Genomic DNA, 21,516 nt, shown 5'->3' on the forward strand with positions numbered 1-21,516 from the left:
GCGGGCGCACGCCCCGGGGGCCTCGTCGGCGGGAGCCGGACCCGTTACGAGTCCTTGCCGCCCTTGTCCTTGTCGCCGCCGGCGCCCATGGAGTCGTAGATCTCCTTGCACATGGGGCAGACGGGGTACTTCTTCGGGTCGCGGCCCGGCACCCAGACCTTGCCGCAGAGCGCGACGACGGGGGTGCCGTCGAGGGCGCTCGCCATGATCTTGTCCTTCTGGACGTAGTGGGCGAAGCGCTCGTGGTCGCCGTCGCCGTGGGACACCACGGGCGTCGGCTCTACGAGGGTCCCCGTACCAGTCCCGCGATCGGGCTCGAGAGTGCTCATAAAAACCAGGGTACTGAACGCCGCCGGGGTCAGTTGAGCGACGGGTCGTCCAGATAGGTGGCGACCATCGCGAGGTCGCTGCGCTGGCGGCGCAGCACCGCCCGCCACAGCCGTTCGGGGTCGGGGAAGGAGACGTCGCCCGGCTCGGAGTCCACCACGTACCAGGCGCCGTCGCCCAGCTCGTCCTCCAGCTGGCCGGGCCCCCAGCCGGAGTACCCGGCGAAGATCCGCAGGCCTCCGAGGGCGGCGGCGAGCAGTTCCGGCGGGGCCTCCAGGTCGACGAGGCCGATGGCCCCGTGCACCCGGCGCCAGCCGAGCGGGCCCTCCTCGCCCGGTATCACCGCGACCCCCAGGGCGGAGTCGAGGGCGACGGGGCCGCCCTGGAACACCACGCCGGGATCGCCGGCCAGCGGGGCCCACGGCAGCAGGATGTCGCGGACGTCCACGGGGGTGGGCCGGTTGAGGACCACGCCGAGGGAGCCCTGCTCGTCGTGGTCGAGCAGCAGCACCACCGCGCGGTCGAAGTTCGGATCCGCGAGGGCGGGGGTGGCCACGAGCAGCCGCCCTGTGAGGGAGGACACCTCGGTCATGGGCACATGATCTCGCACATTCGCCCTCCGGGGGGAGCGGGCGGCGCGATCCGATCACGCGCAGCTCAGGGCGCACGGCTGCAGACGCAGGCGCGCGCCGGTCCACACGCCGGAACGCAACACTCCGCTACCTGGCGGACACCGTACGTGGTGTGCCGACTGCATGACAGTCCTACGGCCCCGTCACCCATACAAACAAGGGGGTGGTGGCCCTTACCCTTACGTCTGGTCCCCTGCCCATCCACTCCGGAACGCGAGATCCATGACCGGCAACGATGTCCTGCTTGTCCACGGCGGAACCCCGCTCGAGGGCGAGATCCGTGTCCGCGGTGCGAAGAACCTCGTGCCGAAGGCCATGGTGGCCGCCCTGCTCGGCAGCGAGCCGAGCCGGCTGCGCAATGTTCCCGACATCCGTGACGTGCGGGTCGTGCGCGGTCTGCTCCAGCTGCACGGTGTGACCGTGCGCCCCGGCGAGGAGCCGGGCGAGCTGGTCCTCGACCCCACGTACGTCGAGAGCGCGAACGTCGCCGACATCGACGCGCACGCGGGCTCCTCCCGCATCCCGATCCTCTTCTGCGGCCCGCTGCTGCACCGCCTCGGCCACGCCTTCATCCCGGGTCTGGGCGGCTGCGACATCGGCGGCCGGCCGATCGACTTCCACTTCGACGTGCTGCGCCAGTTCGGCGCGACCATCGAGAAGCGCGAGGGGGGCCAGTACCTGGAGGCCCCGCAGCGCCTGCGCGGCTGCAAGATCCGCCTGCCCTACCCGTCGGTCGGCTCGACCGAGCAGGTCCTGCTGACGGCCGTCCTGGCCGAGGGCGTCACCGAGCTCAGCAACGCCGCCGTCGAGCCGGAGATCGAGGACCTCATCTGCGTACTGCAGAAGATGGGCGCGATCATCTCCATGGACACCGACCGGACCATCCGGATCACCGGTGTCGACCGCCTGGGCGGCTACAACCACAAGGCGCTCCCGGACCGTCTGGAGGCCGCGTCCTGGGCCTCCGCGGCCCTGGCGACCGGCGGCAACATCTACGTCCGCGGGGCGCAGCAGCGCTCGATGATGACCTTCCTGAACACGTACCGGAAGGTCGGCGGCGCTTTCGAGATCGACGACGAGGGCATCCGCTTCTGGCACCCGGGCGGCCCGCTCAACGCCATCGCGCTGGAGACGGACGTGCACCCCGGCTTCCAGACCGACTGGCAGCAGCCGCTGGTCGTGGCCCTGACGCAGGCCTCGGGCCTGTCGATCGTCCACGAGACGGTCTACGAGTCCCGCCTCGGCTTCACCTCGGCGCTGAACCAGATGGGTGCTCACATCCAGCTGTACCGCGAGTGCCTGGGCGGCAGCGCCTGCCGCTTCGGCCAGCGCAACTTCCTGCACTCGGCGGTCGTCTCCGGCCCGACGAAGCTGCAGGGCGCCGACCTGGTCATCCCCGACCTGCGCGGCGGGTTCTCGTACCTGATCGCGGCGCTGGCGGCCGAGGGCACCTCGCGCGTCCACGGCATCGACCTGATCAACCGCGGCTACGAGAACTTCATGGAGAAGCTCGTCGAGCTGGGCGCGAAGGTCGAACTGCCGAACGGCGACCTGGTCTGACGGTCGCTCCGACGTCCGGAACTTCCCCCTCCCAGGGCCCACGAGGCCCCTGGGAGGGCCTGGAAGGCCCGGGAAAGGCCTGAGGGCGGCCACCCCCGCGGGGGTGGCCGCCCTCGGCCGTTCTACGTACCACTGCCGTCCCGGGGGCCTGTGCGGCCCTCGGCACAAGGGCGGTACTACTTGCCCTTGGCGGCTTCCTTGAGCTTGGAGCCCGCGGAGACCTTCACGCTGTAGCCGGCCGGGATCTGGATGGGGTCGCCGGTCTGCGGGTTGCGCGCGGTGCGAGCGGCACGGTGGGTGCGCTCGAAGGTCAGGAAGCCGGGGATGGTGACCTTCTCGTCGCCCTTGGCGACGATCTCGCCGACGGTCTCGGCGAGCGCGGCCAGAACGGCGTCGGCGTCCTTGCGGGTCACCTCGGCGCGCTCGGACAGAGCGGCCACCAGCTCACTGCGGTTCATGTTGTACTCCCGTGTTCAACTTGCCTTAGAGGCGTGAGATCGAAGCCGATGCTGCCAGGGCCCTAGGACAGTCCCCGGACCCGGGTCTGAACGTCAGACCCTCTCGCCCGGTTACGCATCCTGCCCCCACCAGCGGCGGGAAAGCCAATCCGGCACCCGCCAGGGTCACACGAAAAGCGCCACAGTCACGCCGCAGTGACGCTCCGTCGCACCCGAGGCTCCGATGCCGATGCGGGCCGCGCGCCGCGCGGGCATCCCCGCAACCCTAGAGGCGCCCCGGCGGGCCCGCATCCCGCGACGCGCCGGGATCAGACCGTGGGCCCCGTCACAGCGGCCTTCTCGGCACCGGCCTGCGCGGCCTTGCGGACGGCGCCGGCGACGGCGCCCGCGACCTTGTCGTTGAAGACGGACGGGATGATGTAGTTCGCGTTCAGCTCGTCGCGGCCGACGACGTCGGCGAGGGCGGTGGCGGCGGCGAGCATCATGTCGGTGTTCACGGTCCGGGACTGGGCGTCCAGGAGGCCGCGGAAGACGCCCGGGAAGACCAGCACGTTGTTGATCTGGTTCGGGAAGTCGGAGCGGCCGGTGGCCACGACGGCGGCGGTCTGGCGCGCGACGGCCGGGTCCACCTCCGGGTCCGGGTTCGCGAGCGCGAACACGATGGCGCCCTCGGCCATGGCGGCGACGTCGTCGCCGGAGAGCACGTTGGGGGCGGAGACGCCGATGAAGACGTCGGCGCCGACCACGGCCTCCTTGAGGGTGCCGGTGTAGCCCTCGGGGTTGGTGTTGTCGGCGATCCAGCGCAGCGGGGAGTCCGGCGCGGCGTCGACCAGGTCGGGGCGGCCGGCGTGCACGACGCCGTGGATGTCGGCGCTGACGGCGTTCTTCACGCCGGCGGCGAGGAGCAGCTTGAGGATGGCCGTACCGGCGGCGCCGGCGCCCGACATGACGACCTTGACGTCCTCAACTTCCTTGCCCACGACGCGCAGTGCGTTGGTGAGGGCGGCGAGGACGACGATGGCGGTGCCGTGCTGGTCGTCGTGGAAGACGGGGATGTCGAGGGCCTCGCGCAGCCGGGCCTCGATCTCGAAGCAGCGGGGCGCGGAGATGTCCTCCAGGTTGATGCCCGCGAAGCCGGGGGCGATGGCCTTGACGATGGCGACGATCTCGTCGGCGTCCTGCGTGTCGAGGCAGATCGGCCAGGCGTCGATGCCGGCGAAGCGCTTGAAGAGGGCCGCCTTGCCCTCCATGACGGGCAGCGCGGCCATCGGGCCGATGTTGCCGAGGCCCAGGACGGCGGAGCCGTCGGTCACGACTGCGACGGAGTTGCGCTTGATGGTCAGGCGGCGCGCGTCCTCGGGGTTCTCGGCGATGGCCATGCACACGCGGGCGACGCCCGGGGTGTAGATCATCGACAGGTCGTCGCGGTTGCGGATGGGGTGCTTGGACGACATCTCGATCTTGCCGCCGAGGTGCATCAGGAAGGTGCGGTCGGAGACCTTCCCGAGGCTGACGCCCTCGATGCCGCGCAGCTTCTCGACGATCTCGTCGGCGTGGGCGGTGGAGGTGGCGGCGATGGTGACGTCGATACGGAGCTTCTCGTGGCCGGACGCGGTCACGTCGAGGCCCGTGACCGAGCCTCCGGAAGACTCCACGGCGGTGGTGAGCTGGGAGACCGCGGTTCCGCTCGCGGGCACTTCCAGGCGGACCGTCATCGAATACGAGACGCTGGGCGCCGTTGCCATGGCCGTGTTCCTCTTCTGTCCCTGGTTCTTCTGTACACACAGGGTCCCGCGCGGGCGGGACCTGTTGTCCGATCGTCCCACCTACCAGCCGGTACAAGGTAACCAGCTACAAATTTCGGAAGAACTCTTCCACCATACGAGATAACTCGGGGTGGTGGAATGGGTGGTACACACAAAACAGGTCCGCGCCCCCCACTCGTGGAGGGCGCGGACCTGGTGTTCCGTCCAGGACGGACGGGATGCCTACGACACCGACCCGCCATGCTCGCCTCGCGGCAAGTGGTCGCTCTAAGCGACGAAGGTTGGGCCCGGGGGCTTGGATCGAGCCGGTGTCGTAACCAGGCTAACAAAGGATCGCCGGAAGCGGTCCCCCTCCCGCGAGTCGGACACCGCCGTCACGCGCCTGGCCGCAGCAGCTCCGGCACCCCGGACCCGTCCGGCCGGTCGGCCTCCGCCGAGACCACCGTCAGCTGCTGCGTCGCACGCGTCAGCGCCACGTACAGCACCCGCAGGCCCGCCGGGGACTCCTCCGCGATCTCCGCCGGGGAGACCACCACCGTGGCGTCGTACTCCAGGCCCTTCGCCTCCAGGCTGCCCAGCGCCACCGCCCGCTCGCCCAGGTCCGCGAGCCAGCCCGCCGCCTCCGCACGCCGGTCCATCGCCACGACCACGCCGACCGTGCCGTCCACCTCGCCCAGCAGTCGCCGCGTCTCCTCCCGCACCGCCGCCCCCAGATCCTCTCCGGCAGCGGTGAAGCGGGGCTCCAGGCCCGTCGAACGCACCGCCGTCGGCGGCTCCATCCCCGGCATGGCCAGCTCCAGCACCCGCGCCGCCACCTCGGCGACCTCGGCCGGGTTGCGGTAGTTCACGGTCAGCGTGAACCGCCTGCGCGGCCGGGACCCCAGCGCCTCGTCACGGGCCGCGGCCGCCTCGTCCGGGTCCGTCCAGGAGGACTGCGCCGGGTCGCCGACCACCGTCCAGGTGCCCGTACGGCCCCGCCGGCCCACCATCCGCCACTGCATCGGCGTCAGGTCCTGCGCCTCGTCCACGATCACGTGCGCGTACTCGGTCCGCTCCGCCGCGAGCCGCTCCGCCCGCTCCCAGCTGGTCTCCTCCCGGGTCGGCATCAGCTCCTCCAGCCCGCTGAGCTGCTCCAACGGGTCCAGCTCCCGCTTGCGCTTCGGCCGCGCGGGCGCGCCGAGCAGCTGCTGGAGCTCGTCAAGCAGCGCCACGTCGTGCACCGAGAGCGGCCCCGAGCCGTCCGCGCCGACCCGGCGCAGCGAACGCGCCAGCTGGCGGGTCTCGCGCGGGTTCAGGTCCCGGCGCGACCAGCGGCCCAGGCGGCGCTCGTCGGCCATCGCGGCCAGCACCCGGCGCGGGGTCAGCTCCGGCCACCAGGCGTTGAGGAAGCCGAGGAAGTCGTCCTCGGTGGAGACGTCCTCGTCGAAGGCGCTGCGCAGCTCGGCGGCCAGCTCCGGGTCGCTGTGCCGGCCGTTCGCGCCGGTCTTCGCGTACAGGGCGTCCAGGAGGAGCTTGCGGGCGCGCGGACGCAGCAGGTTGACGGGGGCGGTGCCGCCGAGCACGTTCTGCCGGATCCGGTTCAGCTCCGGGGCCTCCAGCTCCACGCGGCGGCCGAAGGCCACCACGCGCAGCCGCTCCGGGGCGTCGCCCAGCTCCAGCGCGCCGCGCACCGCCTTGCGGAGCACCTTGAGCATGCGGGAGGAGCCCTTGATCCGGGCCACGGCGGGGTCGTCGTACGTGGTCGCCTCGGCCCCGTCGACCAGGGAGCCCAGCGCCCGGATCGCGACCTGGCCCTCCTCGCCGAGCGAGGGCAGCACGCCCTCGGTGTAGGCGACGAGCAGCGGGGTCGGCGAGACGATCAGGATGCCGCCCGAATAGCGGCGGCGGTCCTGGTAGAGGAGGTACGCGGCCCGGTGCAGGGCCACGGCGGTCTTGCCGGTGCCCGGACCGCCCGCGACCTCCGCGACGGAGGCGGCGGGGGCACGGATGACCAGGTCCTGCTCGGCCTGGATGGACGAGACGATGTCCCGCATGGTGTGCGTACGGGCCCGGCCGAGGGCGGCCATCAGCGCACCGTCACCGATGGCGGGCAGCTCCCGGCCGTCGAGGCTGGCGGTGATCTCGGGACGCATCAGGTCGTCCTCGACGCCGAGCACCTTGCGGCCCTTGGACCGGATCACCCGGCGGCGGATCACCCGGCCGGGGTCCTTGGGGGTCGAACGGTAGAACGGCGCGGCCGCGGGGGCCCGCCAGTCGATGACGAGCGGCGCGTAGTCGGTGTCGAGCACGCCGATGCGGCCGATGTGCAGGGTCTCGGCGATGTCGGCCGTGAGGTCGGACCGGATCGCGTCGTCGGCGGGCTCGACCGAGGTGTAGGCCCCGTCGGGGCCGCGCTCGCCGTCCTTGCCCAGCACGAGGTCGATCCGTCCGAAGAGGAAGTCCTCGAACTCGTTGTTGAGGCGGTTGAGGTGGATCCCGGCGCGGAAGACCTGCGCGTCCCGCTCGGCGAGCGCGCCGGGCGTACCGACCTGGCCGCGCTTGGCGGCGTCGTTCATGAGGAACTCGGCCTCGTGGATCTTCTCCTCAAGGCGTCGGTACACCCGGTCGAGATGCGTCTGCTCGACCGCGATCTCCCGATCGCGGACGGAATCCGCCGTGCTGTCGACAGCGGCATTCTGCGCGGCCACGAAGGCCCCCTTCTTACGTGCATGGGCGACCGTCAACCGTACGCGAACCAGCCCCCACTCCGCACGCCCGGTCCGCGCGGCGGGACGCGGGCGTCCTTTCGTACGAGGACATGGGCGGGCGGGACCTTCACCCCCGCGAGGGGTGACACCGGGCCGGTGGCTGCCCACCCGCCGCCCGGGGCCGGGGGCGCGGCGGCACCTGCACAGTGCGGCGGACCGCCGGCGACGCCGCAGGCGGCGCGGCTCCCGGTGCGGGCCGCCGCCCTGGGTGCTGGGCCGGTGGGTGGGGCGGCCGCCGGGGGGCCGCCGCACTGGGCAGGCGCCGTCCCGGCCGGAGACCCCGGGCGGCGGGTGGGCAGCCACCGGCCCGCCACCGGCCCCTCGCGGGGGATGAAGTCCCGCCCCCCGTGCCGACGTAAAGCACCACCCCCCTACCCCACCGCCCCCCGGACCCGCCGACGGTGGCGGGCCACCCGTTCGCGGTTGCCGCAGACCTCGCTGCTGCACCAGCGGCGGCGGTGGCCGCGGGAGGTGTCCAGGTAGAGGCGGGCGCAGCCGTCGCCGCCGCAGGCGCGCAGGAGGGACAGGTCGCCGGGGTCGGTGAGGAGTTCCACCGCGTCCCGGGCCACCGTGGCCAGCAGGCCCGCGCATTCGACGCCGCCGCACAGCTCCCGCACCAGGTGTCCCTCCCCGTCCCGGACCGCGCACACCCCCGGCGGCGGGCCCGCCGCGGCGGCGTTGACGCGGGCCAGGGCGTCCTCCTCCGGGGCGGTGCCTGCCAGTTCGGCGCGGACGAGGCGGTCGACGTCGCGGCGCAGGCGGCGGAAGGCCTCCACCCAGTCGGGCCCGAGCCGGCCGAGCGGGGTCCGGTCGGGGACCAGCCCGGCCCCGACCAGCCACAGGTGCAGCTCGTCGCCGTCGTGGATGGCCTCGGCCCCCTGGGGAGTCCGGGTGGCCAGCAGGTCCAGACAGACCCGCCCGGAGTCGAACCACATGCCCGTCACCGCCTCGGTCGTCGCCGTCGGACGCCTCCCCAGAGTGCCGTCGCCGACCACGAAGCGGAAGCCCCCGCGCGGGCTACGCGGGCGGCGGGTCGTCGTGCAAGAGGCGCTGGAAGAGCCGGTGGTCGCGCCAGGCGCCGTTGATGTGGAGGTAGCGGGGGGCGAGTCCGAACTCGGTGAAGCCGACCTTGGCCAGGACCCGCATGGAGGCGGTGTTGTCGACGAGGGTCCCGGCCTCGATCCGGTGCAGCCCGAGCTCGTCGCGGGCCGTGCGGACGACCTCCTCCAGGCCGGCGGTGGCCAGGCCCTTGCCGTGCCAGGCCCGGTCGACCCAGTAGCCGACGCCGCCGCTGCACAGCGGCCCGAGGGCGATGCTGCCGAGGTTCATCGCCCCGACGACCGCACCGGTCGCCGTCTCCGCGAACACGTACGGGACCAGCCGCCCCGCGTCCCGCTCCTCGAGCATGCCCTCGATGCGGTCCCGCTGTCCGGCCTCGGTGTAGAACGCCTCGGGCCGCCGGGGCTCGTAGGGCGCCATGTACGCCCGGTTGCGTGTCAGTACGTCGGCCAGCCCGGCGGCGTCCTCGACGGCCAGGCCCCTCATTTCCACCCCGTTGATGATCATGCGGGCACGCTAGCGGACTGCCCCGGCCCCGCTCCAGACCTCGCCGTCACCGGGGTCCAGGGAGAGCCGGTAGCCGCGCTTGACCACCGTCTGGATCAGGTTCGGCACCCCCAGGGCGGCCCGCAGCCGGGCCATCGCCGTCTCGACGGCGTGCTCGTCGCGCCCCGCCCCCGGCAGCGTGCCCAGCAGGTCGGCCCGCGACACCACCCAGCCGGGCCGCCGGGCCAGTGCCGTCAGCAGGGCCATCCCGGCCGGCGGCACGGGGCGCAGCCCGCCGTCGACCACCGCCGCGTGCCCCCGGATCTCCAGCCGGTGTCCGGCGACGGGCAGGACCCGTGCCCGGCCGGGGAGTTCCTGGCAGAGCAGCTGCACCAGCGGTCCGAGGCGGAACCGCTCCGGCTGGACGGTCGCCACCCCCTCGCCCTGGAGCGGCAGCGCGGTCACGGGCCCCACGCACGCCGCGAGCACCGGCCCGCGCAGCGCCTCCAGCACCGCCTCGCGCAGCCCCCGTTCCCGGGCCCGGGACAGCAGGGAGGCGGCGGCGGGGGCGGAGGTGAAGGTGAGGGCGTCCACGGTCCCGACGGCCACCGCGTCCAGCAGCCGGTCCAGCGGTGCGAGGTCCTCGGGGGGCATCCACCGGTACACGGGCACGGGCACCACCTCGGCTCCGGCGTCGCGCAGTGCCTCCACGAACCCGGGCAGCGGCTCCCCGTGCAGCTGGAGCGCGATGCGCCGTCCGGCGACCGGGCCGGCCAGCAGCCGGTCCAGTACCTCGGCCAGGGACTCGGACTGCGGGGACCAGGCCTCGACCAGCCCGGCGGCCCGTACGGCTCCCTTGACCTTCGGCCCGCGGGCCAGCAGTTCGGTGGCGCCCAGCCGTTCCAGGAGCCGTTCGCCGATGCCCCAGCCGTCGGCGGCCTCGATCCAGCCGCGGAAGCCGATGGCGGTGGTGGCGACGACGGCGTCCGGCGGGGTGTCGAGGAGTTCCTTGGTGGCGGCCATCAGTTCGCCGTCGTCGGCGAGCGGCACGATCCGCAGCGCGGGCGCGTGTACGACCGCCGCGCCGCGCCGGCGCAGCAGGGCGATCAGCTCGTCCGCGCGCCGCGCGGCGGTGACTCCTACGGTGAACCCCGAGAGGGGGCCGTGGGTAGCGTCGTCCATGGTGGTGACCTGCCTTGCCCAGTACGTCTGTTGCCGAAGCCGAAGCCGGAGCCGAAGCCGGAGCCGAAGCCGGAGGCCGCGCCGCCGCCGGCCGGGCCGACGGCGCTGTCGGCCGGAGGCTGCGCGGCGGCGGTGTCCGAGCCTGCCAAGGCGTCGTGTCGGGCTCGGTTCCTCCGTATTTCCGTGCCGTTAACCGGCCCCGACGCCCCCGGCACCCCTCACACCGGGCTGAGCTGTGCCTGCGCCCCGCTGTCCGCCGCCTGGGGGCCGGCGGGCGGGGCCGTGGGCCGGCGGAGGTATACGGCCCAGGTGACGGCGCAGCACACGGCGTAGAAGCCGAGGAAGGAGACGAAGGCGGCGGTGCCCGTCCCGGAGGCCGTGAAGGCCTCGCGGAAGGCCAGGTTGATGCCGAGGCCGCCGAGCGCGCCGACCGCGCCGATCAGGCCCATGGCGGCCCCGGACAGCCGCCGGCCGTGGGCGGCGGCCTCTTCGCCGCGCAGACCGCGGGCGAGGGCCTGGGCCTGGAAGATCCCGGGGATCATCTTGTACGTGGAGCCGTTGCCCAGCCCGCTGAGCGCGAACAGGGCGGTGAAGCCGGTCAGGAACACCGGCAGGGATTCCCGTACGGAGGCCAGCACGACCACCCCGGTCGCCGCGGCCATCGCCACGAAGGAGGCGAGGGTGATCCGCGCCCCGCCGTACCGGTCGGCGAGCGCCCCGCCCACGGGCCGGACGAGCGAGCCGAGCAGCGGGCCGACGAAGGTGAAGGAAGCGGCCTGGAGCGGGGTGCGGCCGAACTGGGTCTGCAGGACGAGTCCGAAGGCGAAGCCGTAGCCGATGAAGGAGCCGAAGCAGCCGACGTACAGCAGGGCCATGATCCAGGTGTGCGGCTCCCGGACGGCTTGCCGTACGGCGCCCGCGTCGCCCCGTACCGGGGCCAGGTTGTCCATGCGCACGAGGGCCAGCCCGGCGGCGGCGACGATCAGCGGGAGGTAGGCGGCGAGGAGCAGCCGGGGGTGTCCGGCGCCGGCGGTGGCGATGACGAGCAGCGCGGCGAGCTGGACGACCGGGACGCCGATGTTGCCGCCGCCGGCGTTGAGGCCGAGGGCCCAGCCCTTCTTGCGGAGCGGGAAGAAGGCGTTGATGTTGGTCATGGAGGAGGCGAAGTTGCCGCCGCCCACGCCGGTCAGCGCGGCGACGGCGAGGAAGGTCCCGTACGGGGTGCCGGGTTCCATGACGACCAGGGCGGCCACGGTCGGCGCGAGCAGGAGCAGGGCGCTGACGACGGTCCAGTTGCGGCCGCCGAAGTGGGCGACGGCGAAGGTGTAGGGGATGCGGACGAGGGCGCCGACGGTGGTGGCGGTGGCGATGAGGAAGAACTTCCCGGCGGGGTCGATGCCGTAGCCGGGGCCCATGAAGAGCACCATCACGGACCACAGGGACCAGATGGAGAAGCCGATGTGCTCGGAGAAGACGGAGTAGAGGAGGTTGCGGCGGGCGGTCTTCTCTCCGGTCTCCCGCCAGAAGGTCTCGTCCTCGGGGTCCCAGTGCTCGATCCAGCGGCCCCCTCGGCGGCCGCCCGGGCCGCCCGGGCCGCCTTGGCTGACTCGCCCGTCCCGGCCGTCCCGGTCGTCCCGGCCGTCCTTCCCGCCGGTGGCCCCTTCGTGCGGTGGGGTCGTCCTCGTAGCGGTCATCTCACGCCTCCACAGCTCTCGCGTCCGTGGTGACGACGCTAGGAACGGCGCGTTTCGGCCCCGGTCCCCGCCGGATGACCGGGGGGAAACCTTGCTCTCACCCTCCGTGCGGGCCGGGTGTGAGCGCTGCGGGGAGCCAGTGGTCCGGCGGCAGTTCCAGCCAGCGGTGGGCGGCCTGGAGCTCTTCGGCGGCGCGGGTGAGGGCGTCCAGGCCGGGGTGGCGCAGGCCCGCGCGCCAGACCAGGGAGAGCGGGGAGAGCGGTACGGGGTCCACGAGGGGCCGTTTGACGCAGCCGGGCATGTCGAGGAAGCCGACGGTGACCAGGACGGGATTGCGGGTCTTGGCCATCACCCGGCCGAACTCCTCCTTGCCGATGGCCACCGGTGCGGGCGGTGCCAGTGCGATGCCGCGTCCGGCGAACAGCTCGCGGGCCAGTCCGGTCCACTCCAGGGTGCGGGGGTTGCCGGCGCCGGCGTAGACGGTCTCCCCGGCGAGGGCGGCGAGCGGTACGGATTCCCTCGCGGCCAGCGGGTGTTCCTCGGGCAGCAGGACGGCGAGGGGTTCGTAGCGCACGGGGCGGTGGGCGAGCCGGGCCCGCAGGGCGGGGTCGAGGCCCGCGACGTAGCCGAAGGAGACGTCGAGCCGGGCGGCGGCGATCTCGGCGGCGGCGTGGGTGAGGCCGCTCTCGAAGCGGGCCATCAGCTCGTGGCCGGGGGCGAGTTCACGGGCCCGGTCCAGGACGCGGCGGCCGGTGGTGGGGCCGTCGGTGTTGAGGTCGACGAGGAGGGCGGGGGGCGGTCCGGCGAAGGCGGCGGCGAGTTCGTCGTGGGCGCGGAGCACCTCGCGGGCGTGGGGCAGCAGGCGTTCGCCGTCGGCGGTGAGCTCGACGGCCCGGGTGGTGCGGGTGAACAGGGTGGCTCCCAGGGCCTGTTCGAGGCGGCGGACGTCGCGGCTGAGGGCCTGCTGGGCCACGTAGAGGCGGGCGGCGGCGCGGGTGAAGTGCAGTTCCTCGGCGACGGCGAGGAAGCCGCGCAGCAGCCGGGGGTCCACGTCGGGGGAGGTCACCCGGAAAGATTAACAACGGGAGGGCGTGAATGGCCCCGGAAGAGGTGTTGGACCTCCGCCGGGGCCGGGCCGCAGGATCATGGCATGCCGCAAGAACCCCCGCTCATGGCGGTGACGGGCACCACCCTGGTCCTGGCCACCCCCGCCCCTGCCCCTGCCCCCACCTCCGCCCCTACCCCTGTCCGCCACCGCTCCCGGACCGGCTTCCTCTCCCCCTACGCCCGCCTCTTCTCCGTCCCCGGGGCGCGCGGGTTCACCGCCGGGAACCTGCTCGCCCGGCTGCCCATGGGCATGTTCGGGATCAGCGCGGTCATGATGATCGCCGGGCAGCGCGGCTCGTACGCCCTCGCCGGGGCGGTCACCGCGACCGGGATGGCCGCCACCGCCCTCGTCGCTCCGTGGACGGCCCGCCTCGTCGACCGGTACGGGCAGGCCCGGATCGCCGTGCCGGCCACCGTGATCGCGGTCCTCGGCTCGCTCTCCCTGGTCCTGTGCGTCCGTGCGCAGGCCCCGGCCTGGACCCTGTTCGCCTCCTACGTGGCCACCGCCACCACCCCCAACATCGGCGGCATGTCCCGGGCCCGCTGGACGCACCTGCTGCCCCGCTCCGCGCACCACACCGCGATGTCCTTCGAACAGGCCGCCGACGAGCTGTGCTTCATGCTCGGCCCGGTCCTCGCCGCCTTCCTGTGCACCGCCGTCTTCCCGGAGGCCGGCACCCTCACCGGGGCGGTGCTGCTGCTGACCGGCATGCTGGTGTTCACGGCGCACCGTGCCACCGAGCCCCCGGCCGGCGGAGCACCGGGGGCCGGACGGGGCCGGTCCCCGCTGCGCGCCCTGCTGCCCCTCCTCGGCCTGTTCCTCGCCACCGGCCTGGTCTTCGGCTCGATGGAGGTCACCTCGGTCGCCCATCTCGCCGCCCTGGGCCTGGGCGGCGGCTCCGGCCCGGTCCTCGCGCTCCAGGCGGCGGGCTCCTGCGTGGCCGGGCTGCTGTACGGGGCGCGGCGCCCGCGGAGCCTGCGGACCTGCCTGTCCTGGCTGGCCGGGGCGATGGCCCTGCCCTGGGCGGCGGCCGCCACGGGCTCCGTCGTGGCGCTCGCCCCGGCCCTGCTGCTGGCCGGGATGGCCACGGCGCCGGTGATGGTCACCGCGATGGGCCTGGTCCAGTCCCGTACCCCCGAGGGCCGCGTCAACGAGGGCATGACGCTGGCCGTCACCGCGATCCTCGCCGGTATCGCGGCCGGCTCCGCGACGGCGGGCCTGGCCGTCGACCACCTCGGGACGGGGACGGCGTACGTGCTGCCGGCGGCCGCCGCCGTGACCGCTCTGCTTATCGGATCGGCGACTCCACGACCCGGTCGTTGATCGGGATTTCATCCGGCTGCCGGGTGACGCCACCGCGTGGGTCGCACCCTTCCGGGCCGCAATCCGCCATAACTGGGGAGGCTTTCCCCCAAACCCTTCCCTTAGCGGAGGAACTCCCCTTGTCTGCTTCGCGCTCCGTCTCCTCGGCCCTGATCGTCGCGGCCGTCACGGCGTCCTGTCTGATGCCCGCCGTTCCCGCCCTGGCGGACTCCTCGCACGTCCGTTTCTCCCAGCCCTACGTCCCCTCCATCGCCCCCGGGAAGACGGGCCGCGTCGTCATCGCGGCCCTGAACGGGGCGGACCCTGCGCACAGCAGCACCTTCCGCATCACCGCACCGGAGCGGACCACGTTCCCGGAGGCCCGGTTCTACTGGAACGGGCAGCGGGCGGGCGGCTCGTGCAGCCGCTCGAAGGACGCGCGCCTGCTCACCTGCAACGCCGGGACCCGCGCCGGTTTCGCCTTCCCGGCCAACGCCCAGACGCGGCTGGCGGTTTCCCTCAAGGTGGACGCGAACGCCCCCGAGGGCACCACGCTGGACGGCGGCGAGTGGTCCGACGGCAAGGACGCGCCCGCGCTGTTCGCCGTGGCCACCCCGGTACGCGGCCCGAAGGGCGACGACGGCCCGCCCGGGGAGCACGGCCACGACGGCCACGACGGCAAGCCGGGCCACCACGGCAGGCCCGGCCGCCCGGGCCCCAAGGGCGACAAGGGAGACACCGGCGACCGGGGCCCGAAGGGCGACCGGGGCCCCAAGGGCGACCGCGGCGACACCGGCCCGCAGGGCCCCAAGGGCGACACGGGCCCGGCGGGCGGCCCGCAGGGCCCCAAGGGCGACAAGGGCGACACCGGTGAGCGCGGCCCCGCCGGCCCGCAGGGCCCCGAAGGCCCGCGCGGCCCCAAGGGCTACCCCGGCGACACCGGCCCCCAGGGCGACCGCGGCCCCGCCGGCCCCCAGGGCCCCGAAGGCCCGCGCGGCCCCAAGGGCTACCCGGGCGAGCAGGGCCCGAAGGGCGACAAGGGCAAGCCCGGCGACTGCAAGTGCAACAGCCACCACGGCGGCAAGGACCACCACGACAAGGGTGACCACAACGGCAAGGGTGACCACCACGGCAAGGGCGACAAGGGCGACCACGGCAAGGGCGGCCCGAAGGCCCGCGTCGTCAGCTCCGGCCAGGGCCTCGGCATCCGCTCCGGCCCCGGCACGGGCTACGGCAAGACCGGCAAGCTCGCGGCCAACACGGTCGTGGCCCTCCAGTGCAAGGTCAACGGCGAGCAGGTCGACGACAACGCGATCTGGTACAAGCTCGCCGACGGCCGCGGCTGGATCGCCGCCCGCTACGCCCTGAACCTCAACAAGGTCCCGTACTGCTCGTAGCCCGCCCCGCCGGGCGCGGCACCGTACGCACCACGAAGGCCCCGCAGCCGACAGGCCGTGGGGCCTTCGCCCGTTCCCCCGGTCCCGCTCAGACGGACCGGGACCACTCCTCGCGCAGCATCCCGAACAGCACCCGGTCGTAGCGCTCCCCCTGCACCAGCACGGCCGCCCGCAGGCGCCCCTCCTCGCGGAAGCCGAGCTTCGAAAAGGCCCGTACGGCACGCTCGTTGCCGCTCCAGGTGTCCAGCTCCAGCCGGTGCAGCCCGTACGCGCCGAAGAGGTGGTCCACGAGCAGCCGCACGGCCTCACTGCCATGGCCGCGGCCCCAGAACTCCCGCTCGCCGATGGTGATCCCCAGGGTGGCCACTCCGGCGTAGGGGTCGAGGTCGCGGTAGTCGACCATGCCGATGACCCTGCCGCTCGCCAGGTCCTCGACCGTGAGCACGGCCGCCTCCCTCGGCACCAGCCGCAGCTTCCCCTCGAACGCGGCCCTGACCGCCTCCGCCGTGACCGGCCCGAAGAGGGGGTCCCCGGCCGCGGCCAGCCGCACCACCTCCGGGTCGTTGCGCCACCGCAGGTGGTGTCCGGCATCTTCGGCGCGCAGCGCCCGCAGTCTGACCAGGTTTCCTTCGAACATCGCGCCACCCTAAAGGAGTAAGGCGCCGGGCCGGTACCGATTAGTAGCCGACCGGGGGCGAGGAGTGCGCCCCGGCATGAGGGGCGACTGCAAAGTGACTGCATTGACGATAAAATGCAGTCATGACCGCATTCACGATCCGGGAAGTCCCCGATGACATCGCGCGCCGCATAAAGGTCCGAGCCGCCGAGGCCGGACAGTCCCTCCAGAGCTACCTGCTCAGCCTCGTGACCAAAGACGCCACCCAGCCCACGCTCGCCGAAATGGCCGCCCGCGCCGAGCGCTACGCCACGGAGGACATCGACATCCAGGACGTCCTCGACGCCGTCGACGCAGGCAGGGCGGGCCGTTGATCGTCGTGGACTCCTCCGCCCTGGTCCTGTTCCTCACGGACAGGGGCCCGCTTGGCGCCGCCACCCGCCGGCGCATCAGCGAGGAGGACACCCTCGCCGCTCCCTACCTCCTGGACACCGAGGTCGCGTCCGCCCTCCTGGGCATGGCACGCGGCACCAAGATCGACCCCACGAGCCTCGACGAGCACTTCAAGACCTACCAGGGGCTGCGCGTACAGCGGCACGAGACGGGCCTGCTGCTCCCCCGGATCCGAAAGCTGTATGCCAACCTCTCCGCCTACGACGCGACGTACGTCGCCCTCGCCGAGGCCCTGGGCGTCCCCCTGCTGACGGCCGACGTGCGCATCAAACGAGGCGTTCAGAAGCCGCGTTGCGGGATCGAGGTCATCGCCGCCAACGGCGCATGACGAAGGCCCCCCAACCTCGCGAGATTTTCGCAGGTCGGGGGGCCTTCGCCCACATGGGATGAGTGGAGATGGCGGGAATCGAACCCGCGTCCAACGGTGCAGAAGCAGGGCTTCTCCGAGCGCAGTCCGCTGCGCTTTTCTCGGCCCCGGAGATCACACGGACAAGTCTCCGACGGGCTCAGTCACTGTTTGGTTTCCCTCCACCCCCCGTGACCGGGGCTAGAGGTTTAGATCCCTAGTTGACGCCAGGATCCGGACCGGGACCACTTCCGGGCTGACGCTCCTCACAGAGGCTTCAGCTCACTGTTATTAGGCAGCGAGGGTGAAGCGGGAGTTATCGCTCTTGGAGTTGGCGATTATTTTTTGCGACATGTGGTTAGCGAGATCATTGCCGCTTCCTCGGCTCGCTTCCCCTGCATCGACATCCGCTGTCGAAACCGATCATCCCCATGTTTTTTTCTCAAGGTGCGCCGCCCCCTGGGGGGTGGTGCTGACGCCATGGTACGCGAAGTGGACCACCGCGTGCCAGGAGATTAAACCGTGCCCCGCTGCTTGCGCCGGATCGCCGAGATCGTCCGCTGGGTCTCGCGCGTGTCCTGCTTCTCGCGGAGGGTCTGGCGCTTGTCGTACTCCTTCTTGCCCTTCGCCAGCGCGATCTCCACCTTCGCGCGGCCGTCCTTGAAGTACAGGGACAGCGGCACGACCGTGTGGCCCGACTCGTCCGCCTTGCGCTCCAGCTTGTCGATCTCCTCGCGGTGCATGAGGAGCTTGCGCTTGCGGCGGGCGCTGTGGTTGGTCCAGGTGCCCTGGCTGTACTCCGGCACGTGGACGTTGTACATCCACACCTCGCCGCTCTCCACCGACACGAAGCCGTCCACCAGCGAGGCACGGCCCTGGCGCAGGGACTTGACCTCGGTGCCCGTGAGCACGATGCCGCACTCGTAGGTGTCGATGATCGCGTAGTCGTGCCGCGCCTTCTTGTTCTGGGCGATCAGCTTGCGCCCTTTTTCCTTAGCCATAGTGCGGTCATTTTCGCACTACGACCCCGCCCCGAGGCCACCCAATACCGTCCGCGCCCGCTCCTCGGCCCCGTCGCCGGCGGCGAGGTCCGGGGTGATGCCGCCCCCGTCGAGGCTGCGGCCCGCCGGGGTGCGGTACGTGCCGACCGTCAGCTCCGCCACCGCCCCGCCCGGCAGCGGGGTCGGCATCTGCACGGAGCCCTTGCCGAAGGTGCGGGTGCCGACCGTCACCGCGCGGCCGCGGTCCTGGAGGGCGCCGGTGACGAGCTCGGCGGCGCTCATCGTGCCGCCGTCCACGAGGGCCACCAGGGGGCGGCCGGTGTCCCCGCCGGGGGCGGCGTACAGGGCGCGCTCGGAGCCCCGTACGTCGTACGTCGCCACGAGCCCGCCGTCGAGGAACGCGGAGGCCGCCGTGACCGCCTCGGTGACCAGCCCGCCCGGGTTGCCGCGCAGGTCCAGCATCACCCCGCCGCCGGGCGGGGCCTCCCGTACGGCCTCCTTGACGCGCTCGCCCGAACCCCGGGTGAAGGAGGCCACCTTGATCACGGTGATGCCGCCCGCGAGGCGGCGTACGGTCACCGGGTCGGCGTGCAGCTCGGCCCGGCGGACGGTCTCGGTGAGGGCGACGCCCTCCCGGCTGAGGCCGAGGACCACCGGGGTGCCGGCCTGGCCGCGCAGCAGGGCGACCACGTCGGCGACGGGCAGACCGGTGACCTCGCGGCCGTCGACGCTCAGCAACCGGTCGCCGGCGCGCAGCCCGGCCCGGGCGGCGGGGCTGTCGGGCTGGACCCGGTCGACCTCGATGCGGCCGTCGCCGCGGCGCCCGGTCCAGAGCCCGACGCCGGTCCAGCGGCCGTCGAGGTCCTCGGCGAAGGCGGCGTACTCGCCCTGGTCGTAGACGGCGCCCCAGCGGTCCCCGCTGCGGCTGACGACCTCCTGGGCCGCCTTCTTGCCGGACTTCCCCTCGGCGACGGCCTCGGCGGCGGCCCGCGCGACGGCCTCCCGGTCGGCCGTCCCGGCGGAGGGGGCGGCGCCCGCCCCCGCGGTGCCCGCGAGGGCTGCGGGGGGAGCGTCGTCCACCTCCGCGCAGCCCCAGGGCCCGGTGGCGGCCGCGGTGCCCACGGACACGGCGAAGAGCAACGTCAGAACGGCCCCGCGACGCAGGTCACGGGGCCGGAGACAGAGAGCGGGCAGACCCGGCATGCGGCCGAGTCTAGGACAAGCGCCGCTGCCGCAAGCGGGGTTGACCGCAGACGACAGGGGACGCTTGTCATACCTTCAGGTACTTGCGCAACGCGACGAACGCCGCCAGGGAGGGCATCAGCAGGCCGATGACCAGGACCAGGGGGAGCTTGGTGAAGACCGCGTCCCAGCCGATGAAGTTGATCAGCTGGAGCTTGTCGCGGAGCGCGATGCCGTGGTCGATCACGAAGTACTGGACGGCGCCCAGCATGCCGCAGGCGAAGCCCGCGCCGATGAGGCCGGCCACGGCCGCCTCCATGATGAACGGCACCTGGATGTAGAAGCCGGAGGCGCCCACCAGCCGCATGATGCCGGTCTCCCGCCGACGGCTGAACGCCGAGACGCGCACCGTGTTGACGATCAGCAGCAGCGCCACGATCAGCATGATCAGCATGATGCCGAGGGCGGCCCAGTTGAGGGTGCCCAGCAGGGCGAAGAGGTTGTCGAGCTCGGTGGACTGGTCGGCCACCGACTGCACCCCGTCGCGGCCGGCGAAGGCCGAGGTGATGACCTCGTACTTCTCCGGGTTCTTCAGCTTGACCCGGAAGGAGTCGGGCATCTGGTCGGGGGTGACGACGGAGGCCAGTGCGGTGTGCCCGAAGCGCTCCTTGTAGTGCTTGTAGGCCTCGTCCGAGGACTCGTACATGACGGTCTGGACGAGGTCCATCTTCTTGAGCTCGCGCTCGATGCCCTGCTTCTGCTCGGGCGTGACCGCCCCCTTGGAGCAGGGCTTGCCGTTGCCGGCGGCGGGCGCGGCCGGGGTGCCCGGGGCGCCGGCGGCGGCCGGGGTGCTGTCGGCGGCGTCGACGGCGTCGTTCTTGGTGCAGAGGTAGACGGTGACGTTGACCTTGTCGTACCAGTACCCCTTCATGGCGCTGACCTGGTCCCGCATGAGCAGGGAGCCCCCGAAGAGGGCCAGCGACAGGGCCACGGAGATGATGACCGCGAAGGTCATGGTGAGATTGCGGCGGAGGCCTACGCCGATCTCCGACATGACGAACTGGGCGCGCATGGCGTCTTGAGGGACCTTTCAGTGCTGGTAGCCGTAGACGCCGCGCGACTGGTCGCGCACGAGTCGGCCCTGTTCGAGTTCGATGACGCGCTTGCGCATCTGGTCCACGATCTGCTGGTCGTGCGTGGCCATGATGACGGTGGTGCCGGTCCGGTTGATCCGGTCCAGCAGCTTCATGATCCCGACGGAGGTCTGCGGGTCGAGGTTGCCCGTCGGCTCGTCGGCGATCAGCAGGGCGGGGCGGTTGACGAAGGCGCGGGCGATGGCCACGCGCTGCTGCTCGCCGCCGGACAGCTCGCCCGGCATCCGGCCCTCCTTGCCGCCGAGGCCGACCAGTTCCAGGACCTGCGGGACGGCCTTGCGGATCTCACCGCGGGGTTTGCCGATGACCTCCTGGGCGAAGGCGACGTTCTCGGCCACCGTCTTGTTGGGCAGGAGCCGGAAGTCCTGGAAGACGGTCCCCAGCTGGCGCCGCATGTGCGGGACCTTCCAGTTGGAGAGCTTCGCGAGGTCCTTTCCCAGGACGTGCACCTGCCCGTGGCTCGCCCGTTCCTCGCGCAGGACCAGCCGCAGGAAGGTGGACTTGCCGGAGCCGGAGGAGCCGACCAGGAAGACGAACTCGCCCTTGGCGATGTCGAGGGAGACATCTCTGAGTGCGGGCCGGGTTTGCTTCGGGTAGGACTTGGAGACGTTGTCGAATCGGATCACGGGTGCACCACGGTCGCCGGGAGTAGGTGTGCGTGACCATACGCGAACGGGCGCTGGGTGGGGACCCGGCATCCGGAGTTGCCCGATTTATCCCAAGCTCCCGGGCGAGCCCGATCGCTCTTGCCCGGACGGGCCGCGCCGAATGCCGGCGGAGCTGGCACAGTGGTAGGGGGAACGGACTCGGTCCCCTTGCCGTTAAGCGTCATAAGGGGACGAGAGGAGGAGCGCATGACATATGACCGGCTCGTGTGCGCGAACTGCGCCGCACCCGTCAGCCAGGGCCGCTGCCCGGTGTGCCGGGCGAACCGGGAGCGCCTCCAGCAGGAGGGCCCCTTCGCAGGGCTGAATCCGATGGCGCTCATCGCGCTCATGGTGGTGCTGGTGGCCGCGCTGGCACTGGTGGCCCGGGCCGCGTAGGCC

21 protein-coding genes and 1 other RNA gene are annotated in these 21,516 nt (G+C 72.6%); 6 read left to right on the top strand and 16 right to left on the bottom strand.

Annotation, left to right across the window (positions count from 1 at the left end; genetic code table 11):
* Positions 1-44: 44 nt before the first annotated feature.
* Together BX286_RS14745 and BX286_RS14750 are read right to left on the bottom strand one after the other, a co-directional pair.
* Positions 45-329 carry a DUF3039 domain-containing protein gene (locus BX286_RS14745; protein WP_079427380.1) on the bottom strand — a complete coding sequence of 95 codons (285 nt, stop codon included), beginning with the start codon at positions 327-329 and terminating at the stop codon, positions 45-47.
* 29 nt (positions 330-358) lie between these two features.
* Entirely contained in the window at positions 359-919 is a 561-nt protein-coding gene (locus BX286_RS14750) for a YqgE/AlgH family protein (protein WP_079427382.1), read from the bottom strand.
* 262 nt (positions 920-1,181) lie between these two features.
* Between BX286_RS14750 and murA the strand changes: the two genes are divergently transcribed.
* Complete coding sequence (gene murA / locus BX286_RS14755; RefSeq protein ID WP_079427384.1) at positions 1,182-2,519, top strand: UDP-N-acetylglucosamine 1-carboxyvinyltransferase; 1,338 nt, start codon at positions 1,182-1,184, stop codon at positions 2,517-2,519.
* 176 nt (positions 2,520-2,695) lie between these two features.
* Here the strand turns inward: murA and BX286_RS14760 are convergent, their stop codons facing one another.
* The 8 genes from BX286_RS14760 to BX286_RS14795 all read right to left on the bottom strand — a co-directional run bounded on the left by BX286_RS14760 (position 2,696) and on the right by BX286_RS14795 (position 12,977).
* Positions 2,696-2,977, bottom strand: coding sequence for an HU family DNA-binding protein (locus tag BX286_RS14760; RefSeq protein WP_007264399.1), 282 nt, complete (start codon positions 2,975-2,977; stop codon positions 2,696-2,698).
* A gap of 308 nt (positions 2,978-3,285) precedes the next feature.
* Positions 3,286-4,722 carry an NAD-dependent malic enzyme gene (locus BX286_RS14765; RefSeq protein WP_079427386.1) on the bottom strand — a complete coding sequence of 479 codons (1,437 nt, stop codon included), beginning with the start codon at positions 4,720-4,722 and terminating at the stop codon, positions 3,286-3,288.
* Positions 4,723-5,117: 395 nt separating this feature from the next.
* Complete coding sequence (locus BX286_RS14770) at positions 5,118-7,430, bottom strand: UvrD-helicase domain-containing protein (protein WP_079427388.1); 2,313 nt, start codon at positions 7,428-7,430, stop codon at positions 5,118-5,120.
* A gap of 431 nt (positions 7,431-7,861) precedes the next feature.
* Positions 7,862-8,425: an ABATE domain-containing protein gene (locus BX286_RS14775; protein ID WP_079427390.1), complete on the bottom strand. Its 564-nt coding sequence runs from the start codon at positions 8,423-8,425 to the stop codon at positions 7,862-7,864.
* Between the two features lie 82 nt (positions 8,426-8,507).
* On the bottom strand, positions 8,508-9,056 hold the full coding sequence (locus tag BX286_RS14780) for a GNAT family N-acetyltransferase (protein ID WP_079427392.1): 549 nt from the start codon (positions 9,054-9,056) through the stop codon (positions 8,508-8,510).
* 9 nt (positions 9,057-9,065) lie between these two features.
* On the bottom strand, positions 9,066-10,217 hold the full coding sequence (locus BX286_RS14785) for a uroporphyrinogen-III synthase (RefSeq protein ID WP_079427394.1): 1,152 nt from the start codon (positions 10,215-10,217) through the stop codon (positions 9,066-9,068).
* A 218-nt stretch (positions 10,218-10,435) separates the two neighbouring features.
* Positions 10,436-11,911, bottom strand: coding sequence for a NarK/NasA family nitrate transporter (locus BX286_RS14790; protein WP_121015134.1), 1,476 nt, complete (start codon positions 11,909-11,911; stop codon positions 10,436-10,438).
* A gap of 97 nt (positions 11,912-12,008) precedes the next feature.
* Positions 12,009-12,977 carry a LysR family transcriptional regulator gene (locus tag BX286_RS14795; protein WP_121015136.1) on the bottom strand — a complete coding sequence of 323 codons (969 nt, stop codon included), beginning with the start codon at positions 12,975-12,977 and terminating at the stop codon, positions 12,009-12,011.
* 84 nt (positions 12,978-13,061) lie between these two features.
* Here BX286_RS14795 and BX286_RS14800 point away from each other — a divergent pair, with 84 nt between their 5' ends.
* Both BX286_RS14800 and BX286_RS14805 read left to right on the top strand, forming a co-directional pair.
* Positions 13,062-14,342: an MFS transporter gene (locus BX286_RS14800; RefSeq protein ID WP_261993426.1), complete on the top strand. Its 1,281-nt coding sequence runs from the start codon at positions 13,062-13,064 to the stop codon at positions 14,340-14,342.
* A 119-nt stretch (positions 14,343-14,461) separates the two neighbouring features.
* Positions 14,462-15,718: an SH3 domain-containing protein gene (locus tag BX286_RS14805; RefSeq protein WP_121015138.1), complete on the top strand. Its 1,257-nt coding sequence runs from the start codon at positions 14,462-14,464 to the stop codon at positions 15,716-15,718.
* Between the two features lie 88 nt (positions 15,719-15,806).
* On the opposite strand, the gene BX286_RS14810 is transcribed toward BX286_RS14805, so the two are convergent.
* Positions 15,807-16,355 (bottom strand): GNAT family N-acetyltransferase, encoded by a 549-nt coding sequence (locus BX286_RS14810; protein WP_079427404.1) that lies wholly within the window; start codon positions 16,353-16,355, stop codon positions 15,807-15,809.
* A gap of 122 nt (positions 16,356-16,477) precedes the next feature.
* Between BX286_RS14810 and BX286_RS14815 the strand changes: the two genes are divergently transcribed.
* Positions 16,478-16,708, top strand: coding sequence for a FitA-like ribbon-helix-helix domain-containing protein (locus BX286_RS14815; RefSeq protein WP_079427406.1), 231 nt, complete (start codon positions 16,478-16,480; stop codon positions 16,706-16,708).
* Positions 16,709-16,713: 5 nt separating this feature from the next.
* Positions 16,714-17,115 carry a type II toxin-antitoxin system VapC family toxin gene (locus BX286_RS14820; protein WP_237293318.1) on the top strand — a complete coding sequence of 134 codons (402 nt, stop codon included), beginning with the start codon at positions 16,714-16,716 and terminating at the stop codon, positions 17,113-17,115.
* A gap of 60 nt (positions 17,116-17,175) precedes the next feature.
* On the opposite strand, the gene ssrA is transcribed toward BX286_RS14820, so the two are convergent.
* From ssrA to ftsE, 5 genes are all read right to left on the bottom strand, one after another.
* Positions 17,176-17,564, bottom strand: a transfer-messenger RNA (tmRNA) gene (gene ssrA / locus BX286_RS14825).
* 84 nt (positions 17,565-17,648) lie between these two features.
* Entirely contained in the window at positions 17,649-18,134 is a 486-nt protein-coding gene (gene smpB / locus BX286_RS14830) for an SsrA-binding protein SmpB (protein WP_079427410.1), read from the bottom strand.
* An 18-nt stretch (positions 18,135-18,152) separates the two neighbouring features.
* The gene (locus BX286_RS14835) at positions 18,153-19,337 is read right to left on the bottom strand and encodes a S41 family peptidase (RefSeq protein WP_121015140.1); all 1,185 of its coding nucleotides are present in this window, start codon (positions 19,335-19,337) and stop codon (positions 18,153-18,155) included.
* 67 nt (positions 19,338-19,404) lie between these two features.
* Complete coding sequence (ftsX, locus tag BX286_RS14840) at positions 19,405-20,388, bottom strand: permease-like cell division protein FtsX (RefSeq protein ID WP_079427413.1); 984 nt, start codon at positions 20,386-20,388, stop codon at positions 19,405-19,407.
* 18 nt (positions 20,389-20,406) lie between these two features.
* The gene (gene ftsE / locus BX286_RS14845) at positions 20,407-21,096 is read right to left on the bottom strand and encodes a cell division ATP-binding protein FtsE (RefSeq protein ID WP_042810247.1); all 690 of its coding nucleotides are present in this window, start codon (positions 21,094-21,096) and stop codon (positions 20,407-20,409) included.
* 228 nt (positions 21,097-21,324) lie between these two features.
* Between ftsE and BX286_RS14850 the strand changes: the two genes are divergently transcribed.
* Entirely contained in the window at positions 21,325-21,513 is a 189-nt protein-coding gene (locus tag BX286_RS14850; protein ID WP_079427415.1) for a hypothetical protein, read from the top strand.
* Positions 21,514-21,516 lie beyond the last annotated feature (3 nt).

It is taken from the genome of Streptomyces sp. 3211.6, from assembly GCF_003634815.1.
GTDB classification, from domain to species: domain Bacteria; phylum Actinomycetota; class Actinomycetes; order Streptomycetales; family Streptomycetaceae; genus Streptomyces; species Streptomyces katrae_A.

Coding starts and splice junctions, on each gene's coding strand:
- BX286_RS14745 (WP_079427380.1), bottom strand. CDS start 329: ATGAGCACTCTCGAGCCCGATCGCGGGACTGGTACGGGGACCCTCGTA.
- BX286_RS14750 (WP_079427382.1), bottom strand. CDS start 919: ATGACCGAGGTGTCCTCCCTCACAGGGCGGCTGCTCGTGGCCACCCCC.
- murA (WP_079427384.1), top strand. CDS start 1,182: ATGACCGGCAACGATGTCCTGCTTGTCCACGGCGGAACCCCGCTCGAG.
- BX286_RS14760 (WP_007264399.1), bottom strand. CDS start 2,977: ATGAACCGCAGTGAGCTGGTGGCCGCTCTGTCCGAGCGCGCCGAGGTG.
- BX286_RS14765 (WP_079427386.1), bottom strand. CDS start 4,722: ATGGCAACGGCGCCCAGCGTCTCGTATTCGATGACGGTCCGCCTGGAA.
- BX286_RS14775 (WP_079427390.1), bottom strand. CDS start 8,425: ATGTGGTTCGACTCCGGGCGGGTCTGTCTGGACCTGCTGGCCACCCGG.
- BX286_RS14780 (WP_079427392.1), bottom strand. CDS start 9,056: ATGATCATCAACGGGGTGGAAATGAGGGGCCTGGCCGTCGAGGACGCC.
- BX286_RS14785 (WP_079427394.1), bottom strand. CDS start 10,217: ATGGACGACGCTACCCACGGCCCCCTCTCGGGGTTCACCGTAGGAGTC.
- BX286_RS14790 (WP_121015134.1), bottom strand. CDS start 11,911: ATGACCGCTACGAGGACGACCCCACCGCACGAAGGGGCCACCGGCGGG.
- BX286_RS14800 (WP_261993426.1), top strand. CDS start 13,062: ATGCCGCAAGAACCCCCGCTCATGGCGGTGACGGGCACCACCCTGGTC.
- BX286_RS14810 (WP_079427404.1), bottom strand. CDS start 16,355: ATGTTCGAAGGAAACCTGGTCAGACTGCGGGCGCTGCGCGCCGAAGAT.
- BX286_RS14815 (WP_079427406.1), top strand. CDS start 16,478: ATGACCGCATTCACGATCCGGGAAGTCCCCGATGACATCGCGCGCCGC.
- smpB (WP_079427410.1), bottom strand. CDS start 18,134: ATGGCTAAGGAAAAAGGGCGCAAGCTGATCGCCCAGAACAAGAAGGCG.
- BX286_RS14835 (WP_121015140.1), bottom strand. CDS start 19,337: ATGCCGGGTCTGCCCGCTCTCTGTCTCCGGCCCCGTGACCTGCGTCGC.
- ftsX (WP_079427413.1), bottom strand. CDS start 20,388: ATGCGCGCCCAGTTCGTCATGTCGGAGATCGGCGTAGGCCTCCGCCGC.
- BX286_RS14850 (WP_079427415.1), top strand. CDS start 21,325: ATGACATATGACCGGCTCGTGTGCGCGAACTGCGCCGCACCCGTCAGC.